Annotated in this window: 26 protein-coding genes and 2 pseudogenes; 24 read left to right on the top strand and 4 right to left on the bottom strand. The window is 67.6% G+C overall.

Features of this window, described 5'->3' with window-relative positions; all coding sequences use genetic code 11:
- Together OXQ33_RS11620 and OXQ33_RS11615 are read left to right on the top strand one after the other, a co-directional pair.
- A pseudogene (locus OXQ33_RS11620) lies at positions 1–198 on the top strand (hypothetical protein); the annotation flags it as partial.
- A gap of 47 nt (positions 199–245) precedes the next feature.
- Positions 246–584: a DUF3140 domain-containing protein gene (locus OXQ33_RS11615; protein ID WP_267434848.1), complete on the top strand. Its 339-nt coding sequence runs from the start codon at positions 246–248 to the stop codon at positions 582–584.
- 558 nt (positions 585–1,142) lie between these two features.
- Here OXQ33_RS11615 and OXQ33_RS11610 read toward each other — a convergent pair.
- Complete coding sequence (locus OXQ33_RS11610; RefSeq protein ID WP_267434847.1) at positions 1,143–2,897, bottom strand: fatty acyl-AMP ligase; 1,755 nt, start codon at positions 2,895–2,897, stop codon at positions 1,143–1,145.
- A gap of 128 nt (positions 2,898–3,025) precedes the next feature.
- On the opposite strand from OXQ33_RS11610, the gene OXQ33_RS11605 reads away from it, so the two are divergent.
- The 5 genes and pseudogenes from OXQ33_RS11605 to OXQ33_RS11585 all read left to right on the top strand — a co-directional run.
- Positions 3,026–3,556 (top strand): RecX family transcriptional regulator, encoded by a 531-nt coding sequence (locus tag OXQ33_RS11605; RefSeq protein WP_267434846.1) that lies wholly within the window; start codon positions 3,026–3,028, stop codon positions 3,554–3,556.
- A gap of 129 nt (positions 3,557–3,685) precedes the next feature.
- Complete coding sequence (locus tag OXQ33_RS11600) at positions 3,686–4,255, top strand: cold shock protein (protein WP_267434854.1); 570 nt, start codon at positions 3,686–3,688, stop codon at positions 4,253–4,255.
- Positions 4,256–4,260: 5 nt separating this feature from the next.
- Entirely contained in the window at positions 4,261–4,752 is a 492-nt protein-coding gene (locus tag OXQ33_RS11595; RefSeq protein ID WP_267434853.1) for a DUF192 domain-containing protein, read from the top strand.
- A gap of 691 nt (positions 4,753–5,443) precedes the next feature.
- A complete protein-coding gene (locus tag OXQ33_RS11590; protein WP_267434845.1) occupies positions 5,444–5,836 on the top strand; it encodes an NADH:ubiquinone oxidoreductase subunit NDUFA12 in 393 nt (130 codons plus the stop codon).
- A 206-nt stretch (positions 5,837–6,042) separates the two neighbouring features.
- Positions 6,043–6,276: pseudogene (locus OXQ33_RS11585) on the top strand (DUF2155 domain-containing protein); the annotation flags it as partial.
- A 35-nt stretch (positions 6,277–6,311) separates the two neighbouring features.
- Here OXQ33_RS11585 and aat read toward each other — a convergent pair.
- From aat to OXQ33_RS11570, 3 genes are all read right to left on the bottom strand, one after another.
- On the bottom strand, positions 6,312–7,070 hold the full coding sequence (aat, locus tag OXQ33_RS11580; protein WP_267434844.1) for a leucyl/phenylalanyl-tRNA--protein transferase: 759 nt from the start codon (positions 7,068–7,070) through the stop codon (positions 6,312–6,314).
- Positions 7,067–7,780 (bottom strand): ParA family protein, encoded by a 714-nt coding sequence (locus tag OXQ33_RS11575; protein WP_267434843.1) that lies wholly within the window; start codon positions 7,778–7,780, stop codon positions 7,067–7,069. Before OXQ33_RS11575 ends, aat begins: the two co-directional genes overlap by 4 nt.
- A gap of 107 nt (positions 7,781–7,887) precedes the next feature.
- A complete protein-coding gene (locus tag OXQ33_RS11570; protein ID WP_267434842.1) occupies positions 7,888–8,274 on the bottom strand; it encodes a hypothetical protein in 387 nt (128 codons plus the stop codon).
- Positions 8,275–8,433: 159 nt separating this feature from the next.
- Between OXQ33_RS11570 and OXQ33_RS11565 the strand changes: the two genes are divergently transcribed.
- The 17 genes from OXQ33_RS11565 to OXQ33_RS11485 all read left to right on the top strand — a co-directional run bounded on the left by OXQ33_RS11565 (position 8,434) and on the right by OXQ33_RS11485 (position 26,156).
- Complete coding sequence (locus OXQ33_RS11565; RefSeq protein ID WP_267434841.1) at positions 8,434–9,399, top strand: cysteine synthase A; 966 nt, start codon at positions 8,434–8,436, stop codon at positions 9,397–9,399.
- 89 nt (positions 9,400–9,488) lie between these two features.
- Entirely contained in the window at positions 9,489–9,740 is a 252-nt protein-coding gene (locus OXQ33_RS11560; protein ID WP_267434840.1) for a hypothetical protein, read from the top strand.
- Positions 9,741–10,460: 720 nt separating this feature from the next.
- Positions 10,461–10,976 (top strand): division/cell wall cluster transcriptional repressor MraZ, encoded by a 516-nt coding sequence (locus tag OXQ33_RS11555; protein ID WP_267434852.1) that lies wholly within the window; start codon positions 10,461–10,463, stop codon positions 10,974–10,976.
- Positions 10,977–10,981: 5 nt separating this feature from the next.
- Positions 10,982–11,962, top strand: coding sequence for a 16S rRNA (cytosine(1402)-N(4))-methyltransferase RsmH (gene rsmH / locus OXQ33_RS11550; protein WP_267434839.1), 981 nt, complete (start codon positions 10,982–10,984; stop codon positions 11,960–11,962).
- The gene (locus OXQ33_RS11545) at positions 11,959–12,459 is read left to right on the top strand and encodes a hypothetical protein (protein WP_267434838.1); all 501 of its coding nucleotides are present in this window, start codon (positions 11,959–11,961) and stop codon (positions 12,457–12,459) included. Before rsmH ends, OXQ33_RS11545 begins: the two co-directional genes overlap by 4 nt.
- Positions 12,456–14,174, top strand: a complete 1,719-nt coding sequence (locus OXQ33_RS11540) for a penicillin-binding protein 2 (RefSeq protein ID WP_267434837.1) — start codon at positions 12,456–12,458, stop codon at positions 14,172–14,174. The genes OXQ33_RS11545 and OXQ33_RS11540 overlap by 4 nt, the downstream gene beginning before the upstream one ends.
- A 10-nt stretch (positions 14,175–14,184) precedes the next feature.
- The gene (locus tag OXQ33_RS11535; protein WP_267434851.1) at positions 14,185–15,615 is read left to right on the top strand and encodes a UDP-N-acetylmuramoyl-L-alanyl-D-glutamate--2,6-diaminopimelate ligase; all 1,431 of its coding nucleotides are present in this window, start codon (positions 14,185–14,187) and stop codon (positions 15,613–15,615) included.
- Positions 15,612–15,743 (top strand): hypothetical protein, encoded by a 132-nt coding sequence (locus OXQ33_RS11530; protein ID WP_267434836.1) that lies wholly within the window; start codon positions 15,612–15,614, stop codon positions 15,741–15,743. Before OXQ33_RS11535 ends, OXQ33_RS11530 begins: the two co-directional genes overlap by 4 nt.
- Positions 15,740–17,119, top strand: coding sequence for a UDP-N-acetylmuramoyl-tripeptide--D-alanyl-D-alanine ligase (gene murF / locus OXQ33_RS11525; protein ID WP_267434835.1), 1,380 nt, complete (start codon positions 15,740–15,742; stop codon positions 17,117–17,119). Before OXQ33_RS11530 ends, murF begins: the two co-directional genes overlap by 4 nt.
- Entirely contained in the window at positions 17,119–18,189 is a 1,071-nt protein-coding gene (gene mraY / locus OXQ33_RS11520) for a phospho-N-acetylmuramoyl-pentapeptide-transferase (protein ID WP_267434834.1), read from the top strand. The genes murF and mraY overlap by 1 nt, the downstream gene beginning before the upstream one ends.
- Positions 18,186–19,589 (top strand): UDP-N-acetylmuramoyl-L-alanine--D-glutamate ligase, encoded by a 1,404-nt coding sequence (gene murD / locus OXQ33_RS11515; RefSeq protein ID WP_267434833.1) that lies wholly within the window; start codon positions 18,186–18,188, stop codon positions 19,587–19,589. Before mraY ends, murD begins: the two co-directional genes overlap by 4 nt.
- Positions 19,590–19,636: 47 nt before the next feature.
- Entirely contained in the window at positions 19,637–20,818 is a 1,182-nt protein-coding gene (locus OXQ33_RS11510) for a putative peptidoglycan glycosyltransferase FtsW (RefSeq protein WP_267434850.1), read from the top strand.
- Positions 20,815–21,966 carry an undecaprenyldiphospho-muramoylpentapeptide beta-N-acetylglucosaminyltransferase gene (gene murG / locus OXQ33_RS11505; protein ID WP_267434832.1) on the top strand — a complete coding sequence of 384 codons (1,152 nt, stop codon included), beginning with the start codon at positions 20,815–20,817 and terminating at the stop codon, positions 21,964–21,966. The genes OXQ33_RS11510 and murG overlap by 4 nt, the downstream gene beginning before the upstream one ends.
- On the top strand, positions 21,963–23,378 hold the full coding sequence (gene murC / locus OXQ33_RS11500; protein WP_267434831.1) for a UDP-N-acetylmuramate--L-alanine ligase: 1,416 nt from the start codon (positions 21,963–21,965) through the stop codon (positions 23,376–23,378). Before murG ends, murC begins: the two co-directional genes overlap by 4 nt.
- A complete protein-coding gene (gene murB / locus OXQ33_RS11495) occupies positions 23,375–24,262 on the top strand; it encodes a UDP-N-acetylmuramate dehydrogenase (RefSeq protein WP_267434830.1) in 888 nt (295 codons plus the stop codon). Before murC ends, murB begins: the two co-directional genes overlap by 4 nt.
- Positions 24,259–25,203, top strand: coding sequence for a D-alanine--D-alanine ligase (locus OXQ33_RS11490; protein ID WP_267434829.1), 945 nt, complete (start codon positions 24,259–24,261; stop codon positions 25,201–25,203). The genes murB and OXQ33_RS11490 overlap by 4 nt, the downstream gene beginning before the upstream one ends.
- The gene (locus OXQ33_RS11485; RefSeq protein WP_267434828.1) at positions 25,200–26,156 is read left to right on the top strand and encodes a cell division protein FtsQ/DivIB; all 957 of its coding nucleotides are present in this window, start codon (positions 25,200–25,202) and stop codon (positions 26,154–26,156) included. Before OXQ33_RS11490 ends, OXQ33_RS11485 begins: the two co-directional genes overlap by 4 nt.
- The last annotated feature ends 5 nt before the right edge of the window (positions 26,157–26,161 follow it).

Genomic DNA, 26,161 nt, shown 5'->3' with positions numbered 1-26,161 from the left:
GTCGCCTCCGACTTCCGCTATCATCTGTGGCCGGTCGTCGCCTGTGCGCTGGGCATGGTGCTGGCCAAGCCGTGGCGGGGTGAGCGGCGGATCGTCGGTGCGACGGTCGGCGCGCTGGGGCTCGTCCTGCTGATCGGCGGGATCGCGCGGGCGACGCTGCCCGTGCCGCCGCAAAGCTATGAGGGGATGCTCGGCTGAACCCGAAAGCGCGAGCGCGGCGTTGACCCGCCCGAAAGGAGCCGCGCATGGCCGAGGATCACGAGCAGGTGTACGCCGATTTCAAGGAGGCCGTGAACATGGCCCCCGCCGAGCTGGAGAAATTCCTGGATACCGATGAATCCCGGCAGGTCGGCCAGAAGAAGGGCGGATCGGACGAAAGCGTCGGCCATGAATCCGGCGGCAAGATCATCGCGATCAAGCGCAAGAAGAAGGCCGATCTGACCGACGATGATTATGCCCATATGAAGAAGGTCGTCGGCTATGTGCACCGGCATATGAAGCAGGGTGGGCCGGACAAGGATGTCGAGCATTCGCCGTGGCGGTACTCGCTGATGAACTGGGGGCATGATCCGTTGAAGGATTGAGGATCGCCGGAGCTCCGTTCGGCCTGAGCGACGTCGAAGGCAATGCCCGTCCTCACAATCACCCCGGTAAAGGCCGAGGGCTAGGCCGGATCGACATTCAGACATGCCTTCTTTTCCCTCGCCCCTCATAGAGGGGAGAGGGTTGCGAAGACTTGGTCTTTGCGAAAGCAAAGGTTTGGTCGGAGCTGGGTGAGGGGTACTGCGCTCGCACGAGCGAGCGCGCGAGCCTTTGGCTCGCTCGACCCCTCACCCAAGCTGCGCTAGCCAGCACGCTGGCAAGCTCCGCTAACCCTCTCCCCTGTCCAGGGGAGAGGGAAGAAGCATGAATGTCGATTGGCCCTTGTTGCCATGGACTTGGTAGTCACTGGACCCCGGCCTTCGCCGGGGCGGCGGTTGGTGTCGGGACGACCGGATTCCCTTGGCCTTCGACTTCGCTCAGGCTGAACGGGGTTCGGGAAGCGGGTTGAACGGGGGGCGGGGTGCTGGCTTGCGTTGGCGGGAAAACGAGAAAGGGCCCGGTCTTTCGACCGAGCCCCTCTGAACCCCCCGATCGGAAAATCAGGCCGCGACGTCGTACGGCTTGATCTCGCCTGCCAGGTACAGGTTGCGGGCCTTGGCGCGGCTAAGCTTGCCAGAGCTGGTGCGGGGCAGGGTGCGCGGCGGGATCAGTTCGATCACGCAGTTCATCCCCGTCACCGCGCGCACGCGCTCGCGGATCTCGTCGCGCAGGCGCAGCCGTTCCTCATCGTCCGAGCTGCGGCACTGGACCAGCACGGCGGGGGTTTCCTCGCCGCCCGGCGTGGTGATGGCGAAGGCGGCGATGTCGCCCGCCTTGAAGCCCGGCAGCTGCTCGACCGCCCATTCGATGTCCTGCGGCCAGTGGTTGCGGCCGTTGACGATGATCATGTCCTTGGCGCGGCCGACGATGTAGATATAGCCCTTGGACATATAGCCCATGTCGCCGGTGTCGAGCCAGCCATCGACCAGGCAGGCGTCGGTCGCGGCCTGGTCGCGAAAATAGCCGACCATCACCGACGGGCCCTTGCACCACACCTTGCCGATGGCGCCATCGGGCAGGGGGGTGCCGTCCTCCTCGCGGATCTCGATCGTCATGTCGCGCGCGGGCTTGCCGCAATTGACGATCGCGCGGAAACGCTGGGGGCGGTCGGTGCCGCGTGCGCCGCCCGACAACTGCGTTTCCTCGACCAGTTCGACGCGAATGCCTTCGCCCGGCGGCATGATCGACACCGCCAGCGTCGCTTCGGCCAAGCCATAAGACGGCAGGAAGGCCGTCGCCTGGAAGCCCGCATCGGCAAAGGCGTCGACGAAGGACTGCATCACGTCGGGGCGGATCATGTCCGCGCCGTTGCCCGCCAGCCGCCAGCGCGACAGGTCGAAGCGGTCCGACGCCTTGGTCTGTGACGAGATGCGGCGCGCGCAGATGTCATAGCCGAAGGTCGGCGAATAGCTGACCGAGGTGCCCGGATTGCGGCTGATCATGTCGAGCCAGGCGAGCGGGCGGCGCGCGAAATCTTCGGTCTTCAGGTAATCGGTCGAGACCTGGTTGGCGATCGGCGACAGGAAGCAGCCGACCAGACCCATGTCGTGATACCAGGGCAGCCAGGAGATGCAGCGGTCGCTTTCCTGGATCTTCATGCCATGGCTGTGCGCGGCCAGATTGTTGAGCAGCGCATGGTGGGTGATCGCCACGCCATGCGGGAAACGGGTCGAGCCGCTGGAATATTGCAGATAGGCGATCGCCTGCGGATCGGCCTTGGGCAGTTCCGTCTCGGGCGCGGCGCGGGTGGCGAAGTTGTCCCAGTCGACGCCCTCGCAGCCCGCCGCTTCCGCCGCCGCGCCCGCCATCTGGGCGAGTTCGGGCGGATAGATCAGCATCTTGGGGTCGCAGCTGGCAAGCTGGACGCGAAGCTGTTCGATATAGCTGTCGCGCCCGCCGAACGAGGTCGGCAGCGGCAGCGGCACGGGCCACGCGCCCGCATAGACGACGCCGAAGAACAGCGCGGCGAATTCCGGTCCCGTCTCGGCGACCAGCGCGATCCGGTCCTCGGGCGCGATGCCGCTGGCGATCAGGCGGCGGGCGCAGGCTAGCGCGTCCTCGCGCAGTTCGGCGAACGGATAGGCGCGGGCCAGGACCCCACGCGCATCGTGGAAGTTCAGGCCACGCGCGCCCGAGGCGGCATAGTCCAGCGCCTCGCCCAGCGTGTCGAAGTCGGCGAAGCGGCGGGGGCGCGCATCCTCGGTCGGCGTCGCGATGATGGCGCGCGCGTCGTCCTGATGGTGCTCGATCGTCATGGCCTTGCCTTCGTTCCTTATGCTTTTGCGTCCCCGCATCGCACGTGGCGAGGACGAATGAATCTTTTCCGCCGCGGATAGCGGCTTCCCGCGTTCTAAATCCGGTGTCACTGTGGCACAAACAAGGCGTGTCCGCCGATCGTCGCCCGCCAAAGCCCCTTGATCCCAAATCCCTGGAGCACCTCGCGCTGCGCTATGTCGAGCGATTTGCGACGACCGAGGGCAAGCTGGTCGATTATCTGGTGCGAAAGCTGCGCGAACGGGGCTGGGCGGGGGCGGATTCGCCCGCCCCGCGCGAGTTGGCGGCGCGGATGGTGTCGCTCGGCTATATCGACGATCGCGCCTATGCCGAGGCGAAGGCGGCGTCGCTGGCGCGGCGCGGGCTGGGCGCGCGGCGGGTGCGACAGGCGTTGCAGGCGGCGCGCGTGGGGGCGGAGGATCACGAAGCGATCGCCCCCCAACTGGCCGAGGCCGCGCGCGACGCAGCGCTCGCCTTTGCCCGGCGCAAGCGAATCGGCCCCTTCGGCCAGGGCGAGGCGGATCGGGCGACGCGGGAGAAGCAATTCGCCGCGATGATGCGGGCGGGGCATGGCAGTGCGCTGTCCCGCCGGATCGTCGCGGCAGCCCCCGGCGAGGTCATCGACGACGATTGTTATTGATCCACAACAAGATGGCATCTTTCTGAGGTCCGAAAGACGCGGTTCCGTCCCGGTCCGGACCAGCAAAAGTGGCGGCATCGCATTGCAGGCGCGAACAATGGTGCTAGCAATAGCATCAAGGGTGCGATGATGCTGGATGAAACGCCAATCAACGGGGGCGGCATCGACGGCGAGACGGCGGATACGGCCGTAGGGCTGGCGGGAGTCGTCAAATGGTTCGACGTGACACGGGGCTTCGGCTTCGTCGTGGCGGACGATCCGCTGTACGGGGACGTGCTGGTCCATTTTTCCGTGTTGCAGCCGCATGGCCGCCGCAGCCTGCCCGAAGGCGCGCGGGTCGAGGTGCTGGCGGTGCGCGGCGGGCGTGGCTATCAGGCGCGCCAGGTGCTCTCGATCGACCTGACCCATGCCGTGCCCGAGCCGGCGAAGCGCCCGCGCGCGACCGACCGGGTCGACCCCGTCGCGCTGGTGGCGGAGGCGGGGGAGCCCGAACCGGTCGCGGTCAAATGGTTCAACCGGCTGAAGGGCTATGGCTTCCTGCTGCGCGACCGTGACGGGGCGGATATCTTCGTGCATATGGAAACGCTGCGGCGCGGCGGCATCGTCGATGTCGAGCCGGGCCAGTCGCTGGCCGCGCGCATCGTCGAGGGGCCCAAGGGGCCGCTGGCGGTCGTCGTGACGGAAAGACATCGCGAATGACACGGATGAAGCGGGCTGGCGGTGCGGCGGCCTTGGCGCTGATGCTGGTGGGTGCGGGGCTCTGCGGCTGTTCCAAGGACGACTCCTCCTCGGCTGCGGCGGCGCAGAAGGCCGCGACCGTGCCGGTCACCGTGACCACCGCGCAGGGCAAGCATGTCTTTCAGGTCGAACCGGCCCGCACCACCGCCGAACAGGCGCAGGGGCTGATGTACCGCACCGATTTGAAGCCCGATGGCGGCATGTTGTTCGCCCCCTATCCGCCCGAGGGCGGGGGCCCGCGCGTCGCGGAATTCTGGATGAAGAACACGCCGACCTCGCTCGACATCCTGTTCATCCGCGCGGACGGCACGATCGCGCGCATCGCCGAGAACACGCCGCCGTTCAGCGAGGGCAAGATCCCCTCGGGCGAGCCGGTGGCGGCCGTGCTGGAACTGGTCGGCGGCCGCGCGGCGGAACTGGGAATTTCCGAGGGCGATTCGGTCTCCTGGCCGCGCTGACGCGGGCCACGGACGCTTGGGAAATAAGACGGAACCTTCGCCCCAAACCGCTCCCCTCCCGCAGGCGGGAGGGGATGGGGGAGGGCCCGGCCCCAGGCGATCCCGCCCGTGGCATTGCCTTGTCACTTCCCGTTGCAGCGGATCGTAGCAAAAGGCGGCCCCGCCGCCCCCCTCTGCGCACCACCCCGGCGAAGGCCGGGGTCCAGTTGCCGAGCGATGGGAACAAGTTATCTAGGACCGATCGACATTCATCCATTCCTCCCCTTGCAGGGGAGGAATGATGACTCTTCCGCTTGAATGTCCGTCCAGCTCAGGAACTCAACCGAAGACGCCAATCCTTTTTTGCGCGCAGAGGCGCGGAGGACGCAGAGACATCATACACGCCCGGTAGTGTGCCTTATGATCGTCGGATGGCGAAAGCGGACTGCCGTCGCCTTAGCCTCAACCTCTCCGCGTTCTCCGCGCCTCCGCGCGAACACATTCTTCGTGTCTTCGCGTCTTCGCGTGAAAATGAATGTCGATTGGCCCTAATGCCGCGCCGTCCGGGTCCTGGCCTTCGCCGAGATGGAGCGACAGGCCTTGCAACGATCCCCTTCCCCGAAGGAAGGCAGACTGCCTTCGCCCCACACGTCCCGCCGACCACACACGAACGCGGTTGAAGGGCGGCGACAGGCGGGCTACACGGCGCGTCATGGGCATCAACCTCAATCCCTTCACCTGGTGGAACGGCGCCACCATCGGCACCTGGTTCGGTCTGCGCGGCAAGGCGCAGGTGGGCGAGGATGCGCACGGCAACGTCTATTACGAGGGCGGTCGCGACACCGCCGGTCGTCCGCGCCGCTGGGTGATCTATAACGGGCCGAACGATGCCAGCCGGGTCCCGGCGGAATGGTTCAGCTGGCTGCATCATCAGGTCGAGGACGTGCCCGATCGCTCGCTGCCGCCGCGTCGCGCGTGGCAGAAGCCCGCTTTGCCCAACATGACCGGCACCGCCTTGGCCTATCGCCCGTCGGGCGCGCTGGAAAAGGGCGGCCAGCGTCAGGCCGCGACCGGCGACTATGAAGCTTGGACGCCCGAGGGGTGAAGACGGCTCGCTGGCTGGCCGGTGCTGTGCTGGCCGCCGCACTGGGTGTCGGGGGCTGGTTCGGATACCAGTCGCTGACCCATAAGGGCTCTCCCACCGGAGACGATTCGGCGGTCAGCCAGATCCTGCCCGATCGCCCCGGCGGCGGTTCGGGAATCGAATCGGTCGACGCCGGACAGGCGACCCTCCCCACCGGCGGCACGCCGATGGCGCAGCGTGTCGCGGTGGTCGGCCTGCTCAACAAGCGCAACGGCGTGTCCCGCGACCTGACGCTGAAGCCCGGTCAGGCGATCCGGGTCGGCGATGTCGTCGTCCGCCTGCGCGCCTGCGAAAAGACCGCCTCCTGGGAGCCCGAGCAACTGACCGGCGCCTTCGTCCAGCTCGACGTGCGCGGTGCGGATCAGCGGTGGCAGCGTGTCTTTTCGGGCTGGCTGTACAAGGAACGCCCCGCGCTCAACGTCGTGCAGCACCCGGTCTATGACGTCTGGGCCAAGAGCTGCACGATGTCCTGGCCCGAAACCGGCCCCGATACGGTCCCGGCGGCGACGCCCAGCACGGCTCCCAAACGGTCGAGCGCGGCGAAGTCGCCCGGCACGGACACGCCGGAAGCGGATGCACCCGGCGCGACGACCCCGGCCAATGCATCGGACAATAGCGCGACATAATCGTCGCGCCCGATCTCGACCGCGCCCATGGTCGACAGATGCGGTGTCTGGAACTGGCAATCGAGCAGGCTGTACCCGCCGGCCCGCAGCCGCGCGATCAGCCAGACCAGCGCGACCTTGGACGCATCGGTCCGGCGGCTGACCATCGATTCGCCGAAAAAGGCGCGCCCCAGGCTGAGGCCATAGAGCCCGCCGACCAGCTCGTCGCCGTCCCAGCATTCGATCGAATGGGCGAACCCCATGTCGAACAGGTCGATGAACACCCGTTCGATGGCATAGTTGATCCAGGTCTCGGGCCGGTCCTCCACGCTTTCGGCGCAGAGCCGGATGATCGATTCGAACGCGGTGTCCGCGGTCACCCGGAAACGATCCTTCGCCACCGTCTTGCGCAGCGAGCGCGACAGGTGAAAACCGTCGAGCGGCAGGATGGCCCGCTTGCGCGGCTCGACCCAATAGACATGCTCGGTATCGCGGGTGTCGGCCATCGGGAACACCCCCACGGCATAGGCGCCCAGCACCAGATGGGGGGTCAGTCGCTCGGTGGCGCCGGATCCCGCGCGGCGGCTCATGCCCCGGCCAGTCGCCGTTCGATCGCCTGCCACAATTGGGCATAGGCCTTGGCCGCGGCGCTGCGAGGGGCGAAGCTGGCGACGGGGGCGCGGTGCTGTCCCATCGCCTCGACCAGGCTGGCCATCGGGATGACCGGCCAGTCGGGGTGGGCAGCCAGCGCGTCGGCGTGGAGCCGGCGGCGGCGGTCCGCCATGACATGCACCGGCATCAACGGCACCCGGCCCCGGACATGCCCGTCCACCACCTCCAGCGCGCGGGTGGCGAGGGCCGAGGGGACGACCGGCACGACGATCAGGTCGGCCGCGTGCAGCACCTGCTCGGTCGTCTCGGTCAGCCCCGGCGGACAGTCGAGTAGCACCCGGTCATAGCCGTCGAGCCGCTCGATCAGCTTGCCCAGCCGCTTCTTCTTGTCGATCCGGTGGAACAGCAGGTCCAGGCCACGCAGCGACTCGTCCGCACCGATCAGCGAGAGGCGAGGGATGGCGGTCGGGCGGATCAGCCGGTCGACATCGACATCGCGGGAGAAGATCGCCTGCGCCCGGTCCCCTGGGGCGGCCCCGCCCAGCAGCCAGGTCGAGGCGGCTTGCGGGTCGAGATCCCATAACAGCGTCCGCCTGGCCGACAGCATGGCCGCGCACCAGGCCAGATTGACGGCCATGCTGGTCTTACCCACGCCGCCCTTCAGGCTGTAGATCGCGATCGCGGCCACGGTTCGTCCCGACCTCCCTGATGACACGCCATGAAAAAGGCCGACGGAGATATCCCCGCCGGCCGGCTTTCGATCAAGGCCCAATCGTCGGCGAACCGACGACTAAGTCAGATATGGCAGGTCTGCGCCGCCTTGTTGGGCGTCGTCAGGGTGATCGCCTTTTCGTCACCCGTCATCTTCCAGCCGCCTTCCGCGGTCAGCGGCTCACCGGCAGCAGGCGCCTTCAGCACGACGGGCGTGTCGCCTTCCTTCAGGCGGACATTGGCCTGCTTGTCGCCCTGGAAGAAGGTGACGAAGACGAGGCTGTTGTCCTTGCAGCGGAAGCTCTTTTCCGCCTTGATCGCGGGCGGCAGTTCGACCGGCGCGCGGTTGGCGAGGACATTGGCCATGGGGTCGGGGTTGGTGTCGACCACCTCGGGCTGGCTGGGCTTGGAATTGCACGCTGCGAGTGCGAGCAGCGGTGCGGCGACGAAAACGGGGAGGAGGCTTTTCATAGCGATGTGTTGCTTCGCAAATGCAGCAACCCGGCGTCAAGCGCCACGTGCGCTTACCCTGTCGAATGACCGACATTTCGCGTCGCTATGGCTCGCGCTTGCCCGTGCCCAAGCAAGGCTTTGCTTGCCGTGTCGCGGGGCAGGGGCCATCTAGCGGCTATGGACGTGACTCCCGACACCCTGGCCCTGATCGGCAACACCCCGCTCGTTCGCCTGAAGGGCCCCAGCGAAGCCACCGGCTGCGACATTTACGGCAAATGCGAATTCGCCAATCCGGGCGCCAGCGTGAAGGATCGCGCGGCGCTGTTCATCGTCGAGGATGCCGAGGCGCGGGGACAGCTTCGCCCCGGCGGCACGATCGTCGAGGGGACGGCGGGCAATACCGGGATCGGGCTGGCGCTGGTCGCCAATGCCAAGGGCTATCGCACGATCATCGTCATGCCCGAGACGCAAAGCCGCGAGAAGATGGACACGCTGCGCGCGCTGGGAGCGGAACTGGTGCTGGTGCCCGCCGCGCCCTATTCCAGCCCCTGTCACTTCGTCCACACCTCGCGCCGGATCGCCGAGGAGACGGACAATGCGGTCTGGGCCAACCAGTTCGACAATATCGCCAACCGCCGCGCGCATATCGTGGGTACCGCCGAAGAGATTTGGAACCAGATGGGCGGGCGGATCGACGGCTTCACCTGTGCGGCGGGCACGGGCGGCACGCTGGCGGGCGTCGGCCTGGGGCTGAAGGCGCATGACGAATCGATCACCATCGCGCTCAGCGACCCGCATGGTGCCGCACTTTACGATTACTATGCGCATGGCGAGTTGAAGTCGGAAGGGTCGTCGGTCGCCGAAGGGATCGGCCAGGGGCGGATCACCGCCAATCTGGAAGGCGCGCCGGTCGATACCCAGTTTCGTATCTCGGATGCCGAGGGCTGGTATTGGGTGCAGCGGCTGCTGACCGAGGAGGGACTGTGCCTGGGCCTGTCATCGGGGATCAACGTGGCCGGAGCGGTCGCCCTGGCGCGGGCCCTGGGGCCCGATAAGCGTATCGCAACCATTTTGTGCGATACGGGGTTTCGCTACCTCTCCACGCTTCACAATCCGGCGTGGCGGGCCGAAAAGGGTCTGTAGGCGATGGTCGCCTCGGCCCAAAGGTCGACAGAAGGCCTGACGCAGGTTACAATATCGCATTCATGAAATCACCCGACCATCATCATATCATGCAGCGCGTGAAAGTCGGTATGATCGGCCTGGCTTCGGTTATCCTGCTGATCGCGATCGCCAGCACGATCCTCGGCTCGCTCAATCGTGACGAGCCGCCGGTCGCCGCCGCCGGCGCGGCCCAGTCCAACATGGTGGCCGACATGGCCATGACCAACAGCACCGCCACGCCCAGCAACGAGCCGCTGGCCGAACTGGGCATCGCCCCCGCGCCGGTCAACGCCCAGGCCCCCGCCGACCCCGCACGCTGACGCGGGGCGATCAGATACGCCGCTCTTTTCCCTCGCCCCTCGCAGAGGGGAGAGGGTTGCGCAGACTTGGTCTTTGCGAAAGCAAAGGCTTAGTCGGAGCTGGGTGAGGGGTGCTGCGCTCGCACGAGCGAGCGCGCGAGCCTGTGGCTCGCTCAACCCCTCACCCAAGCTGCGCTAGCCAGCAGGCTGGCAAGCTTCGCTAACCCTCTCCCCTATCCAGGGAAGAGGGAAGAAGGAGCTGCGCGAATGTTGATCGGCCCTAAAATGTAGAGGCCGCCCAAAGCGCGATAGGGGCGGCGGGACTCACTGAGAATCGGGAAAGTCGGCGATGCGCGGCGGCTCTTTCGGCCGTATGTCTGGCCCGATTCCTGACCGAACGCTGCTCCTCCATGCTCCATTCATGGTTAATGCACGTCATGATGTATATTTTCTTCGTGCCCCTCGAAATAGCCGGGGAAAATCGGGGAAAGCCCGCCTCCGAGGTTTAATTTCGTCACTCTGCCGATACTTCGCCGATGGTGTGATCCCGCCCGTCGCCCAGCCGTTCGTCGCATATTCCGTGTTTTAGGAGTGGTTTCCCCGGTTATCCCCAAAAATCCCGTTGCCTCCCGCCTGCGCTATAGGTAAACCCATTTCCAACAGAGGGGCAGGCTCACTGTTATCCAGAAATGGTCGGGATGCGGCGCGGGTCGGGTTCCGAAACGGTGGGGCATGCGCGCCATGGGCGAGGTTGGCGTGTCCGAAAGGGGTTTGTATCAGGGAAGTGGCATCGGCCTTGTCGACGACAAGGGCCGCGTCGCCATCCCCAATGCACTCCGCTCCACGCTGGCTCAGAATGCGCCGCGCCCCGACGGAAAGGATGGCGGGACCATCATCATCGCGGTCCACGAAACCGAGCGTTGTCTGATCGCTTATGATCCGGGTTATGTCGCCGTGCTGAAGAAGGAACTCGACGCGCGGACCGAAATGTCGCGCGGGCCCGATGGCCGGATCGATTACAATATCAAGCGCGACCTCGCCAATGGCGAGGCGGTGCCGTTCGACGGGTCGGGTCGGTTCATCATGCCGGGCTTTCCCCGCTTCCATGCCGGGATCGCGGGCCATGCCTTTTTCTGGGGCACGTTCGACTATATCGAAATCTGGGACCCCAAGACGCTGGTCGACACGCCGGGTCTGCCCCCGAAGATGATCTCGGCCGCGCGTTTCCATTGCCAGGAAAAGGGGATCGCGCTGTGAGCGTGATGCCCGACGCCCCCCATATCCCGGTCCTGCTCGACGAAGTGCTCGACGCGCTCGCCATCGCCCCCGGCGAGACGCATGTCGACGGCACGTTCGGCGCGGGCGGCTATACCCGTGCGATGCTGGGGCAGGGGGCGAAGGTCATCGCCTTCGACCGCGATCCCGACGCCATCGCCAACGGCCAGGCGCTGGTCGCCGCCGAACCGGGGCTGACCCTGATCCACCGCGAATTCTCAGGGCTGGACCAGGAACTGGGCGCGCCGGTCGACGGCGTCGTGCTCGACATCGGCGTATCCTCGATGCAGCTCGATCAGGCGGAGCGTGGTTTCTCGTTCCAGGGCGACGGTCCGCTCGACATGCGCATGGCGCAGGACGGCGAATCGGCGGCGGACTTCCTCAACACCGCCGACGAGGGCGCGATCGCCGACGTCCTCTATCATTATGGCGAGGAGCCGCGTTCGCGCCGGGTAGCGCAGGCGATCGTCGCCGCGCGTCCGCTGACCCGCACCGGCGAGCTGGCCGCCGTGGTGCGTCGCGCGCTGGGCTATCGTCCGCATGACAAGAAGGACCCGGCGACGCGGGCCTTCCAGGCGATTCGCATCCATGTGAACCGCGAGCTGGACGAACTGGCCGACGGTCTGGCGGCGGCGGAGCGGGCGTTGAAGCCCGGTGGGCGACTGGCGGTGGTGACCTTCCACAGTCTGGAAGATCGCATGGTCAAGCGCTTCTTCCGCGAACGCGCCGGGCAAATGCCGGGCGGCTCGCGACACCTGCCCGAACAGGCGGCGGCGCGCGCGCCCAGCTTCACGAATGTCGGCAAGGCGATCCGCGCGGGCGAGGTCGAGCTGGCCCGCAATCCGCGCGCGCGATCGGCGACGCTGCGGTTCGCGACACGAACGGAATCACCCGCCTGGTCGGCGGGACACGGGACGGGTTTGGGACGGGCGCCGGGGGGCGAGTTGGGTCAGGAGTTGGGCGTATGACGGCGGCGTATCGGTTGAAGGGGATCGGTTGGTTCGGGAGCTGCGTCGCGGTCGTCCTGGGCTTTTACCTGGTGTCCTTGCAGGTGGCGGCCGAGCGCAAGAAGCTCGACGACGTCAATGCGCGCATCCGCACCGCTGAGCGCGACATTCGCGCGCTGGAAACCGAGTTCGACACCCGCGCCAATCTGGTCCAGCTGGAAAAGTGGAACGGCGACACGCTGGCGCTGACCGCGCCGGTGGCGGGGCAGTTCGTGGGTGACGAGGCGCAGCTCGCCTCGCTGGACGTGACGCGCGGGCCTGCTACCGGTGCCGTCCAGACCGCCGCGCTGCTCGTTCCCGCCCAGTCGGTTCCGGTCACCCAGCCGGTCGTGACCACCGCCGCCGTCGCCAAGGTGCGTCCGCAGGCCGTGGCGATGCTCGACCGCCAGCTTCTGTCCGACACGACGCTGGGCGACATCCTGAAGGGGGCCAAGAGCGAATCGCGGCGGCGGCGTTGAGCGTACTCGTCGCCCGTCCCGCCGGAACCCAACGTACCGCCGGCCAGCGCCATGCGCTGGTCGCGACGACGCATATGCGCCTGATGATGCTGATGATGCTGTTCGGCGCGGCGGTGTTCGTCGTGATCGGGCGGCTGATGATGCTGGCGGTGTTCGCGGGGCCCGCCGATGCGGCGGCGCGTACCGCGACGCTGGCCGCGCGGGGCGACATCGTCGATCGCAACGGCGCGCCGCTGGCCCGCACGATCGATAGCTGGACCATTGCGGTCCACCCGAAGAAGCTGATCGGCGATCCGATGGAGATCGCCGCGCGCCTCGCCGCGCTGATGCCCGATCGCGGCGATCAGGCCTGGTTCTACAACCAGCTGACCCGCAAGGCGAATTTCGTCTATCTGCAACGCCGTGCCAGCCCCGGGCTGGTCGAGCAGGTCAACGCCATCGGCGAGCCGGGCCTGGTCTTCGACCGCGAGACGCAGCGTCTCTATCCGCAATCCACGCTGGCGGCGCATGCGCTGGGCTTCCTGTCGACCGATGGGCACGGGATGAGCGGCATGGAGCGCGTGCTCGACGAGCGGCTGCTCAGCCCGGCCCATGCGGGCAAGCCCGTCGCGCTGTCGATCGACACCCGCGCCCAGGCCGCGCTGGAGAGCGAACTGGGCCGCGCGATGAACACCTTCGCGGCACGCGGCGGTGGCGGCATCATCCTGGACGTGCACACCGGCGAGGTGATCGCGATGGTTTCGCTGCCCACCTTCAATCCCAATCGCGTGGGCATGGCGGGTACCGAGGAACTGCGCAACATCACGACGCAGAGCGTGTTCGAGCTGGGGTCGACCTTCAAGCCGATCACCATGGCGACGGCGATGGAGAATGGCGTCGTCACCTCGATGGCGCGGCGTTTCGATGCGACCCATCCACTGAAGGTCGGCGGCTATACCATCCATGACGAGCAGGGTGATCCGAAGCGCTGGCTGAACATGGCCGAGACGCTGATCTATTCGTCCAACATCGCCACCGCGCGCATCGCCGACGAGATCGGGCCGCAGCGGATGCAGGCGATGTTCAAGAAGCTGGGCTTCGACACCAAGCCCGATATCGAACTGCGCGAGAAGGGCCGTCCGCTGCTGCCCACCTATTGGGCGCGGACGACGACGATGACGACCGCTTATGGGCATGGCATCGCGGTGACGCCGTTGCACCTGGCGTCGGCCTATGCCGCACTGGTCAATGGCGGCATCTGGCGGCCCGCGACGCTGATGAAGGTCGAGCCGGGGCATGCGGCCGCCGGGCGCCGGGTGCTGAGCGAGGCGACCAGCGCGCGGATGCGGCAGATGTTGCGCCTGATCGTGATGCGCGGCACGGGGCGCAAGGGCGATGCGCCGGGCTACCGCGTCGGGGGCAAGACGGGCACGGCCGAGGCGGCGGTGGCGGGCGGCTATGATCGGTCGCGCAACGTCGCTACCTTCGCGGCGGCGTTCCCGATGGACGCGCCGCGCTATGTGGTCCTGGCGATGCTCGACTCGCCAAAGGGTACGAAGGAGACGTTCGGGTGGAAGACCGCAGCCTGGAACGCCGCCCCCGTGGTCGGGCGGACGATCACGCGGGTCGGCGCGATGCTGGGCGTCGTGCCGGACGCGACCAAGGACGTGGATGTGTCCGACATCCTGCCGACCCTGTGGCAGGACCCCAAGGCGCCGCCGGTGGATGGACGATGAGGGTGGCGGCATGAAGCTGAACCAGTTGACCGGGCAAGATATGGGCGAGGGCGGTGACGCCCTCGTTTCCGGTTTCGCGATCGACCATCGCAAGGTCGCGCCGGGTACGATTTTCGGTGCGTTTCAGGGCGCGCGGGTGAATGGCGAGGACTTCATCGCCGATGCGGTGCGCAGCGGCGCGGTGGCGGTTGTCGCGCGGCCCGGCGTGAGGGTCGAGGGCGCGGTCCATATCGCCTCGGACGAACCGCGCGCGGCCTTCGCCCGGCTGGCGGCGGCGTTCTTCGCGCCCTTCCCGGCGACCGCGGTGGCGGTGACCGGCACCAACGGCAAGACCTCGACCGTCGAGATGACGCGGCAGCTCTGGCGGATGGCGGGGCATCACGCCGCCTCGATCGGAACGCTCGGCGTCACAACCGCCGACGAGCGAACCTATACCGGTCTGACCACGCCCGATGTCGTGACGTTCTTGTCCAATGTCGCCGGGCTGGCGCGCGAGGGTGTGACCCATCTGGCGTTCGAGGCATCGAGCCACGGCCTGACCCAGTATCGCACCGAGGGGCTGGAAGTGTCGGCGGCGGCTTTCACCAATTTGTCGCGCGATCATCTGGACTATCACGGCGATATGGGCGCCTATCTGGCGGCCAAGATGCGGCTTTTCTCCGAGGTGCTGTCGCCCACCGGCACGGCGGTCGTCTGGGCCGACGATGTCGAGAGCGGGCGGGTGATCGACCTGGCGCGCGCGCGGGGCAACAGGCTGGTGACGGTGGGCACGCGCGGATCGACGCTGAAACTGGTCGAGCGGCATCCGACCCTGTTGGGGCAGGGGCTGGTGATCGAGGACGAGCATGGCATCATCCACAAGGTGCAACTGCCGCTGATCGGTGCCTATCAGGCGGCCAATGCACTGGTCTCGGCCGGGCTGGTGCTGGCGACGGGCGGTGAGGTGGCGGCGACCATCGCGAACCTCGCCCGGTTGCAGCCGGTGCGCGGGCGGCTGGAGCGCGCGGCGATCGCGCGGAGCGGCGCGCCCGTCTATGTCGATTATGCGCATACCCCCGATGCGCTCGAAGCGGCGATCGCGGCGCTCAAGCCCCATGCGGGCGGGCGGCTGATCGTGGTGTTCGGTGCGGGCGGCGACCGCGATTCGGGCAAGCGCGAAGTGATGGGCCAGGTCGCCTCGATGCATGCCGACCGGGTGATCGTGACCGACGACAATCCCCGCAACGAAGACCCCGCCGCGATCCGCGCGCAGGTGATGCGCGGGGCGACCGGCGCGATCGAGATCGGCGACCGCCGCGCCGCCATCGCCGCCGCCATCGCCGAGGCGGGCGAGCAGGATATCGTCTTGATCGCGGGCAAGGGGCATGAGCAGGGCCAGATCGTCGGCGACCTCGTCCTGCCCTTCGACGATGTCACGGTCGCGCGGGAGTGCGCGGCATGAGCGGAAAGGCCACGACCAAGACGCCCCCGGTGCAGAAGACGGAAGCCGAACAGCCGGAAACGCCCGTTCGCGCGCGTCCCAAGCTGTCGCTTCATTATGGTGCCAAGTCGGGCGGGGAGCGCCCATGATCCTGTGGACCGCGCAGGAGATCGCCGCCGCGACCGGCGGCACCGCGTCTGCCGACTTCGCCGTGTCGGGCGTCGCCTTCGACAGCCGCGAGGTCGGACCCGGCGACCTGTTCGTCGCGATGCGGGGCGATGCGACCGACGGGCACCGCTTCCTCGACCAGGCCTTTGCGCAAGGGGCGGCGGGGGCGCTGGTCAGCGACGATACCGACCATCCCCATGTTCGCGTTGCCGACAGCTTCCATGCGCTGGAGGATCTGGCGCGTGCGTCGCGGGCGCGGACCGATGCGACGATCATCGGCGTCACCGGATCGGTCGGCAAGACCAGCGCCAAGGAAGCGCTGTTCGCCGCCCTGGACCGTGGCTGGCGGGGCGGGGTGCATCGCTCGGTCAAGAGCTACAACAACCATACCGGCGTGCCGCTCAGCCTTGCGCGGATGCCGCGCGACGTGCGGGCGGGCGTGTTCGAGATGGGGATGAACCATGCGGGCGAGCTGTCCGCGCTGACCGCGATGGTCCGCCCGCACATCGCGATCGTCACCGCCATCGCGCCCGCGCATACCGAATTCTTCCCCGACGAGTCCGCCATCGCCGACGCCAAAGGTGAGATATTCCAGGGGCTTCAGCCCGGCGGCACCGCCATCGTCCCCTATGACAGCCCGCATCGCGACCGCCTGATCGCGGCGGCGCGGCCCCATGCGGATCGCATCGTGACCTTCGGCTTCGATCCCGCCGCCGATGTCCGTGCGGTCGAGGCGATGCGCGGGCCGATGGGGGGCAGCTTCGTGACCGCGCGACTGGGCGACCGGGAACTGAACTTCACCCTGTCCCAGCCGGGGCAGCATTGGGTGTCCAATGCCCTTGCCGTACTGGCGGCGGTCGATGCGGCGGGCGGCGACCTGGGGCTGGCCGGACTGGCCTTGGCCGAACTGGGTGGGCTTGCCGGTCGCGGCGCGCGGTTCCGGGCGAGCAACGGCGCGCTGATCATCGACGAAAGCTACAACGCCAATCCCGCCTCGATGCGCGCCACGCTGGCGGTGCTGGCGGAGGAGCCGGGACGGCATGTCGCGGTGCTGGGCGAGATGCGCGAATTGGGCGAGGATTCCGCCGATTATCATGCCGGGCTCGCCGAACCGATCCTGGCGGCGCGCGTCGAACGGGCGTTGCTGGTCGGTGAATCGATGGCCCCGCTGGCGGCTGCGCTTGAGGGGCGGGTGGATTTCGTCCATGTGACCGATGCTAAGGCCGCGCATGAGGCGCTGGCTTCGATCATGACGCCCGACGATGTGGTGCTGATCAAGGGATCGAACGGAGTGGGGCTGTCGCGCGTGGTGACGGCCCTTCGTGACGAGCGGCGAACGGGCGGGGCGCAAGGCTAATGCTGTACTGGATCGCGGAGCATCTCGGTTTTCCGGGGCTTCTCAACCTCATCCGTTACCAGTCGTTCCGGACCGGGGCGACGGTGGCGACCGCCTTGTTCATCGGCCTGATCATCGGGCCGCGCTTCATCGGCTGGCTGCGCGTCCGCCAGGGCAAGGGGCAACCGATCCGCGCCGACGGGCCGCAGACCCACCTCGCCAAGCGCGGTACGCCCACCATGGGCGGGCTGATGATCCTGACCAGTATGACGCTGTCGATCCTGATCTGGATGAACGTGTTCAACCCGTTCGTCTGGGCGTGCCTGTTCGTGACGCTTGGCTTCGGCGCGATCGGGTTCCTCGACGATTATGACAAGGTACGGAAAGCCTCGACCGCCGGTATCTCGGGGCGGACCCGGCTGTTGCTGGAATTCGCGATCGCCGGGATCGCGGCATGGATCGTCATGGGGCAGAACGGGCCGCATCTCTACCTGCCCTTCACCTCGCGCATGTATATCGATCTCGGCTATTTCTACCCGCTGTTCGCCGCCTTCACGATCGTCGCGTTCGGCAATGCGGTGAACCTGACCGACGGGCTGGACGGGCTGGCGACGATGCCGGTGATCATCGCCAGCGTCGCGTTCATGGTCATCGTCTACCTGGCGGGCAATGTGAAGTTCGCCGATTATCTCGGCATCCCGCATGTGCCGGGCGCGGGTGAGCTGGCCATCTTTTGCGGCGCAGTGGTCGGGGCGGGCTTGGCGTTCCTGTGGTTCAACGCGCCCCCGGCGGCGGTGTTCATGGGCGATACCGGCAGCCTGGCGCTGGGCGGCGCGCTCGGCACCATCGCGGTCGTCGCACATCACGAGATCGTGCTGGGCATCATCGGCGGCCTGTTCGTGGTCGAGGCGATGTCGGTGATCATCCAGGTCTTCTTCTACAAGCGGACCGGCAAGCGCGTGTTCCGCATGGCGCCGATCCACCATCATTTCGAACAGCTCGGCTGGTCGGAGCCGACGGTGGTGATCCGCTTCTGGATCATCGCCTTCGTGCTGGCGCTGGCGGGCCTGTCGACGTTGAAGCTGCGATGATCACGTCGCGCGACTGGGCGGGGAAACGTTACGCGGTGCTGGGGCTCGCACGCTCCGGCGCCGCGAGTGTTTCGGCGTTGCTCGCAGGCGGGGCGAGCGTGGTGGCGTGGGATAGCGAGCCCGACAAGCGTGAGGCTATCCTCCCCGGCACGGGGAGGGGGACCAGCGAAGCTGGTGGAGGGGGCGTGCCACTGGGCGAGTCCTTTGCCGAAGCCCCCCTCCACCACCAGCCTGCGGCTGGCGGTCCCCCTCCCCGTGCCGGGGAGGATTTGAAGATCGCACCGCTCGATGACCTGTCCGGCTTCGACGCACTGGTCGTGTCGCCGGGCGTACCACTCAACACCCACCCCCTCGCCGCTGCGGCGCGCGCGGCGGGGGTGCCGGTGATCGGCGACATCGAACTCTTCGCCCAGGCGCGGCACGACCTGCCGCCGCACAAGGTCGTCGGCATCACCGGCACCAACGGCAAGTCGACCACCACCGCGCTGGTCCACCACATCCTGAAGACGGCGGGCGTGCCGACCCTGATGGGGGGCAATATCGGCCTGCCGATCCTGGGACAGGAGCCTCTGCCCGAGGGCGGGGTCTATGTGCTGGAGCTGTCCAGCTATCAGATCGACCTGACGCAGAGCCTCGACTGCGACGTGGCGGTGCTGCTCAACATCACACCCGATCACCTCGACCGCTATGACGGCTTCGCAGGCTATGCGGCGTCCAAGGCGCGGCTGTTCGCGATGCAGTCGGCAGGGCATGTGGCGGTGGTCGGCACGGGTGACGAAGCTTCGGCCAATATCGCCCAAGGTCTGGCCGGACGCGCGGAGGATCTCGTGACGATCGCCCCCGACGCCCCGCTCGACCAGAGCCGTTGGCCCGCGCTGCAAGGCCCGCATAACGCCCAGAACGCGCAGGCCGCCATCGCCGTAGCCCGCGCGTTGGGGATCGGCGAGGACGCAATTGAGGCAGGTCTCGCCAGCTATGCCAGCCTGCCGCACCGGATGCAGCATGTCGCGACCCGGAACGGCGTGGCCTTCGTCAACGATTCCAAGGCGACCAACCCCGAATCCACCTCGCCCGCGCTCGCCGCATTCCCGCGCGTGCACTGGATCGTCGGCGGCAAGCGCAAGGGCGACGATCTCGACGCCTGCGCGGCCCATCTGGACCACGTCGTCGCGGCCTATACGATCGGTGAGGCGGCCCCGCTCTTCTACGATCTGTTGAAGGGCAAGGTGCCCGTGGTGGAGCAATCCGGCACGCTGGAGGCGGCGGTCGCCCATGCGGCGGCGGCGGCGCGGTCGGGGGACACGGTGCTGCTGTCGCCCGCCTGTGCCAGCTTCGACCAGTTTCGTGATTATGAAGCGCGGGGCGATGCCTTTCGCGCGGCGGTGGAGGCTCTGGCGTGAACGATCGCACTGCAAAGCCCGTCCCGCGTCCCGGCCTGATCGGTTCGATCAAGGGCCGGGGCGGGCGGGGCGACCGTTCGCCGCTGGGCACTTGGTTCTGGGATATCGACCGGGTGCTGCTGTTGCTCACCCTGTTCCTGATCGCGATCGGCCTGATCGCGGTCGCCGCCGCCAGCCCGGCCACCGCCATGCGCTATTCGGGCGAGCACAAGAAGTTCGCGCCGCTTTATTATTTTTGGCGTCAGGTGATGTGGGTGGGCGTGTCTTTGCCCGTGCTGTTCGTTGTCTCGATGCTGCCGGTCGTCACCGCGCGGCGTATGGCGGTGCTGGGGACGGCGATCCTGATCGCGATCCTGGCCGTGACGCCCTTTATCGGGGTGGAGATCAACGGTGCGCGGCGCTGGATCGGCTTCGGCATCGCGCAGTTCCAGCCGTCCGAATTCCTGAAACCGATGTTCATCGTCACCACCGCCTGGCTGTTGTCGCTGAAGGCCAAGGAGCGCGACCTGCCCGCGACCCTCATCACCATGGGGATGACCGGCCTGGTCGCCGGGCTGCTGATGATGCAGCCGGATTTCGGGCAGACGATCGTCTTCTGTCTGGTCTGGGCGGCGCTGCTGATGATCTCTGGCACGCCGATGCGGGTGATGCTGGGGCTGGCCGCGATGGTGCCGGTGGGGCTGACCGCCGCGTACATGTTCTATGGCACCGCGCGGAACCGCATCAATGCGTTCCTCTTTCCCGATGTCGAGGGTGAGGGCGCGGCGGACCATTTCCAGGTCAACGCCGCGCACAACACGCTGACCGCCGGTGGCTGGACCGGCACCGGGCCGGGCGGGGGATCGGCCAAGTTCGGGCTGCCGGAGGCGCATACCGACTATATCTTCTCGGTGATCGGCGAGGAGTTCGGGCTGATCGCCTGTTCGATCATCGCGCTGGTGTTCCTGGCGATCGTGGTGCGCGTCTTCGTGAAGCTGCTTGACGAACAGGACGAGTTCAAGCTCTACGCCGCCTCCGGGCTGGCGGTGCAGTTCGGCGCGCAGGCGCTGATCTCGATGGCGGTGAACACGGGGCTCGCGCCTTCCAAGGGCATGACCCTGCCGTTCATCAGCTATGGCGGCTCGTCGATGATCGCGCTGTCGATCGGGATGGGGTTGTTGCTGGCGTTCACCCGGCGCAATCCGTTCCTGACGCGCAGCCCCTATGTAGTCAGGTGGAGCGGGCAATGAGCCGTCACTTCGTCCTCGCCGCCGGAGGAACCGGCGGCCATATGGTTCCCGCCGCGGCGCTGGCGGCCGAGCTGACCCGGCGCGGCCACCGGGTCGCGCTGGTGTCGGATGCGCGCGGGGTGCGCTTTCCGGGGCTGTTCGAGGATATCCAGACCCATGTCCTGCCCGCCGGGCGTTTCGCGGGCGGACCGATCGGCTGGGGCAGGGCGTTGCGCGAGATGTGGCGCGGCCGGGCGATGGCGCGCGAGCTGTACAGCACCTTCCGCCCGGCGGCGGTGATCGGTTTCGGCGGTTATCCCGCCATGCCCGCTTTGCTGGCGGCCTTCGCGGAAGGCATCCCGACCGCGATCCACGAGCAGAATGCGGTGCTGGGCCGGGTCAACCGGCTGGTCGCGGGCAAGGTGGATGCGATCGCGCTGTCCTATCAGGATACGCAGCGGCTGAGCGCCAAACATGCCGACAAGACCCGGCTGGTTGGCAATCCGGTGCGCGACCAGGTGCTGGCGCTTCGCACGCGCCCCTATCCGCTGCTGGAGGAGGACGGCATCTTCCGCGTTCTCGTCACCGGCGGCAGCCAGGGCGCGAGCATCCTGTCCAAGGTCGTGCCCGACGGCCTCGCCATGCTGCCCGTCACCTTCCGGCGGCGGTTGCAGGTGACGCATCAGGCGCGGATCGAGGATATCGACGAGGTTCGCGCCAAATATGCCGAGCATGAGATCCCGGCCGAACTCGCCACCTATCTGCCCGATCTGCCCGAGCAACTGGCCTGGGCGCATCTCGTGATCGCGCGGGCCGGGGCCTCGACACTGGCGGAGCTGACGGTCGCGGGTCGCCCTGCGATCCTGGTGCCGCTGCCCAGCGCAACCGACGATCACCAGACGGTGAACGCGCGCGAGATGACCCAGGCCGGTGGCGCGCGGACCATCGCGCAGAAGGATTTCACGCCCGTCGAACTCGCCAAGCAGATGCAGAAGCTGGGCCTCGACCCGGCGGCATTGGAGAATGCGGCGGGTCGGGCGCGCGGCTGCGGGCGGCCCGAGGCGGCGAGCGACCTCGCCGATCTGGTCGAAAGCCTCGGCTCGCCGCGTCTGGTCCTGCCGGTCGGCAAGTCGCACACTACTCAGAATTTGGCGGGAGCAGGCGCATGAAGGGCGTCGCCACGGATATCGGCACGATCCACTTCGTCGGCATCGGCGGCATCGGCATGTCGGGCATTGCCGAGGTGATGAAGAATCTCGGCTATCGGGTGCAGGGCTCCGACGTGGCCGAGGGCTATGTCGTGCAGGGTCTGCGGGACAAGGGTATTCCGGTCGCCATCGGCCATGCCGCCGACAATCTGGGCGATGCGGCGGTGGTCGTCACCTCGACCGCGATCACCCGCTCCAACCCCGAAGTCGAAGCCGCGCTGGAACGCCGCATCCCCGTGGTGCGCCGCGCCGAGATGCTGGCTGAGCTGATGCGGCTCAAGTCCACCGTCGCGGTGGCGGGCACGCATGGCAAGACCACGACCACCTCGATGGTTGCGGCTTTGCTGGATGCGGGCGGGGTCGACCCGACCGTCATCAATGGCGGCATCATCAACAGCTATGGCTCCAACGCGCGGCTCGGCGCCTCCGACTGGATGGTCGTCGAGGCGGATGAGAGCGACGGCAGTTTCCTGCGGCTGGATGGCACGATCGCGGTCGTGACGAATATCGATCCCGAGCATCTCGACCATTACGGCTCGTTCGACCGGGTGAAGGACGCGTTTGTCGAGTTCGTCGAGAATGTGCCCTTCTACGGGGCGGCCTTGCTCTGCCTCGACCATCCGGAAGTGCAGAACATCCTGCCGCGTGTGCGTGACCGGCGGGTGGTGACCTATGGCTTCTCTGCGCAGGCCGATGTGCGTGGCGTTAACGTCACGCCGATCCCCGGCGGTAATCGGTTCGAAGCGATCATCCGCAACCGCGACGGCTCCAGCCGCTCGATCGAGGGGATCGAGCTGCCCATGCCCGGCCGCCACAATGTCCAGAACGCGCTCGCCGCGATCGGCGTCGCGCTGGAGCTGGGGATCGAGGACGCAACCATCCAGCAGGGCTTCGGCCAGTTCGGCGGGGTCAAGCGGCGCTTCACCAAGGTCGGCGAGATCGCGGTGGACGGCGGTACGGCAACCGTCATCGACGATTACGGCCACCACCCGGTCGAGATCCGCGCGGTGCTGGCCGCCGCGCGTGAGGGCGCGCGAGGCCGTGTGATCGCGGTGGTGCAGCCGCACCGCTTCACCCGGCTCGGCAATCTGATGGAGGAGTTCCAGACCGCCTTCAACGATGCCGACCGTGTGCTGGTGACGCCGGTCTATGCGGCGGGCGAACAGCCGATCGAGGGCGTCGACGCCGACGCACTGGTCGAGGGGCTGAAGCGGCGCGGGCATCGCTCGACCGCGACCGTGGCGGATGCGGATGCGCTGGCCGATGAACTGGCGGGCTCGATCCGCGCGGACGACATGATCGTCTGCCTGGGCGCGGGTGATATCACGAAATGGGCGGCGGGTCTGGCGAGCGCCATCGAGGCGCGCCGATGACCCTGCCCGACACCGCCGGCCGACTGACTCCGGGCGCGCCGCTGGCGCCGCTGGTGTGGTTCAAGGCGGGCGGACCGGCCGAATATCTGCTGGAGCCGAAAAGCGTCGACGACCTGTCGGCATTCCTGCGCGATCTGGCATCGGACGTGCCGGTCATGGCGCTGGGGCTCGGCTCCAACCTGATCGTGCGCGACGGTGGCGTACCGGGCGTGGTCGTGAGGCTGGGCAAGCCCTTCGCCTATGCGCGGGCAGGGGAGGGGTATCTGATCACCTGTGGCGGGGGTGCGTCGGGTATCCTCGTTTCGTCCAATGCGCGCGATGCGGGCATCGGGGGTCTGGAGTTCCTGCGCTCGATCCCCGGCACGGTCGGCGGCTTCGTGCGGATGAACGGCGGGGCCTATGGTCGCGAAGTGGCGGACGTGCTGGTATGCGCCACGGTCATCCGCCGCGACGGCACGGTCGAGACGCTGGGCGTCGCCGATTTGGAATACACCTATCGTCACTCCAACCTGAGCGACGGGACGGTGGTGGTCGAGGCGGTCTTCCGGGGCCATGCCGCCGAGCCGGCGGCGATCCAGGCCGAGATGGACCGCATCGCCGCCGCGCGCGAGGCGTCGCAGCCGCTGCGTTCCAAGACCGGCGGTTCGACCTTCAAGAACCCCGAGGGGCACAAGGCCTGGGCGCTGGTCGATGCGGCGGGCTGTCGCGGCTTGACTCGCGGCGATGCGCAGGTGTCGGAAAAGCATTGCAATTTCCTGCTCAACCTCGGCAACGCCACGGCCGCCGAGATCGAGGCGCTGGGCGAGGAAGTGCGGGACAAGGTGAAGGCGCAGTCGGGCGTGACGCTCGAATGGGAAATTCAACGAGTGGGAATCGCGAAGTGACCAATGCTATCCATATCGCGGTTCTGATGGGCGGCTGGTCGGCGGAGCGGCCGGTGTCCCTCATGTCGGGCGCGGGCGTCGCGGATGCGCTGGAGCGCAAGGGGCACCGCGTCACCCGGATCGACATGGATCGCGATGTCGCCGCCAGGCTGGTCGAGGCCCAGCCCGATATCGTCTTCAACGCGCTGCACGGCTCGCCCGGCGAGGACGGGACGGTGCAGGGGATGCTCGACCTGATGGGGATTCCGTACACTCATTCGGGGCTGGCGACCTCGGTCATCGCGATCGACAAAGTCCTTACTAAGCAGGCGCTTGTGCCGCACGGCATCCCCATGCCCGGCGGCCGGATCGTGAAGTCGGAGGAGTTGTTCGCGGGCGACCCCCTGCCGCGCCCCTATGTGCTGAAGCCCGTCAACGAGGGCTCCTCGGTCGGCGTCGCGATCGTCACCGACACCAGCAACCATGGCAGCCCGATCGGTCGCGACGTGGCCGGTCCCTGGGCCGAGTTCGAGGAACTACTCGCCGAGCCCTATATCCGGGGCCGCGAACTGACCACCGCCGTGCTGGGCAACCGTGCGCTGGGCGTGACCGAATTGAAGCCCAAGAATGGCTGGTATGATTTCGACGCGAAATACACCGATGGCCTGACCGAGCATGTCTGCCCCGCGCAGATTCCCGACGACATCGCCGAGGCGTGCAAGTCGCTGGCGCTGGAGGCGCACCGCATCCTGGGCTGTCGCGGCGCCTCGCGCTCCGACTTCCGTTGGGATGACGAGCGCGGCGTCGACGGCCTGTTCCTGCTGGAGGTCAACACCCAGCCGGGCATGACCCCGCTCAGTCTCGTGCCCGAACAGGGGCGTCATGTCGGCATGGATTACGACACGCTGGTCCAGGCGATCGTCGATGAGGCGGTTGCTTGGTATAAGGATCGCGCGGGATGAGCCGGACGATCAAGCGCGGGCCGTCCCCCCGCCGCCCGGTGCCGCGCCGCCGCCAACCGGTGAAACGCGCGACGCTGTCCGAGCGATTGCTGGCGAAGCTGCCGGTCAGTGAGGAGACGGTCAAGAAGGCGGTCACCTGGGCGATATTGGGCGGCGCCGGCGCCGCGGTGCTGGCGGTCGCGACCTATGTCGGCGTACCCGGCATGATCGGCACCGCCGTCGCCGAACAGGCGGGCCATGCCGGTTTCCGTGTCCAGCAGATCGAGGTGACTGGCCTGAAGCGCATGGACCGGATGACCGTCTATGCCGTCGCGCTCGACCAACAGAGCCGGGCGATGCCGCTGGTCAATCTGGAAGATGTCCGCGCCAAGCTGTTGCGTTATGGCTGGATCAAGGACGCGCATGTCTCGCGCCGTCTGCCCGACACGCTGCTCGTCGATATCGAGGAGCGGACCCCGGCGGCGGTGTGGCAGGACAATGGCCAGCTGACCCTGATCGACGCGGGCGGCGTGCTGCTGGAGCCGGTGCAGCCCGAGGCGATGCCCGACCTGCCGCTGATCATCGGGCCAGGCGCGAACTTGCAGGAGCCGGGCTATCAGGCGCTGCTCGCCGCGGCGCCCGCATTGAAGCCGCGCGTCAAGGCCGCGACCTGGATCGGCAACCGCCGCTGGGACCTGACCTTCGACAGCGGCGAGACGCTGGCCTTGCCGGAGGATGGGGCAGGGGCGGCGTTGATGAAGTTCGCCGCGATGGACGGATCGCGCCCGCTCTTGGGGCGTGGCTGGCTGCGCTTCGACATGCGCGATCCCGCGAAGCTGGTTGCGCGCAAGCCCGGATTGAATCAGAATCACGCTCTGGCCGAACCGGCACAGGCGGGCGCCGCGGCAACGGGCGAGCCCGCGACGGACGGTGGCGCGGAGGGGCCGCGCAACGACGGGGAATCACAGGGGTAGCAAGA

It is taken from the genome of Sphingomonas sp. GM_Shp_1 (genome assembly GCF_026540895.1).
Taxonomy (GTDB): Bacteria; Pseudomonadota; Alphaproteobacteria; order Sphingomonadales; family Sphingomonadaceae; genus Sphingomonas.
The sequence above is the reverse complement of the archived record's forward strand: the minus strand, read 5'-3'. Positions and strand labels throughout refer to the sequence as shown.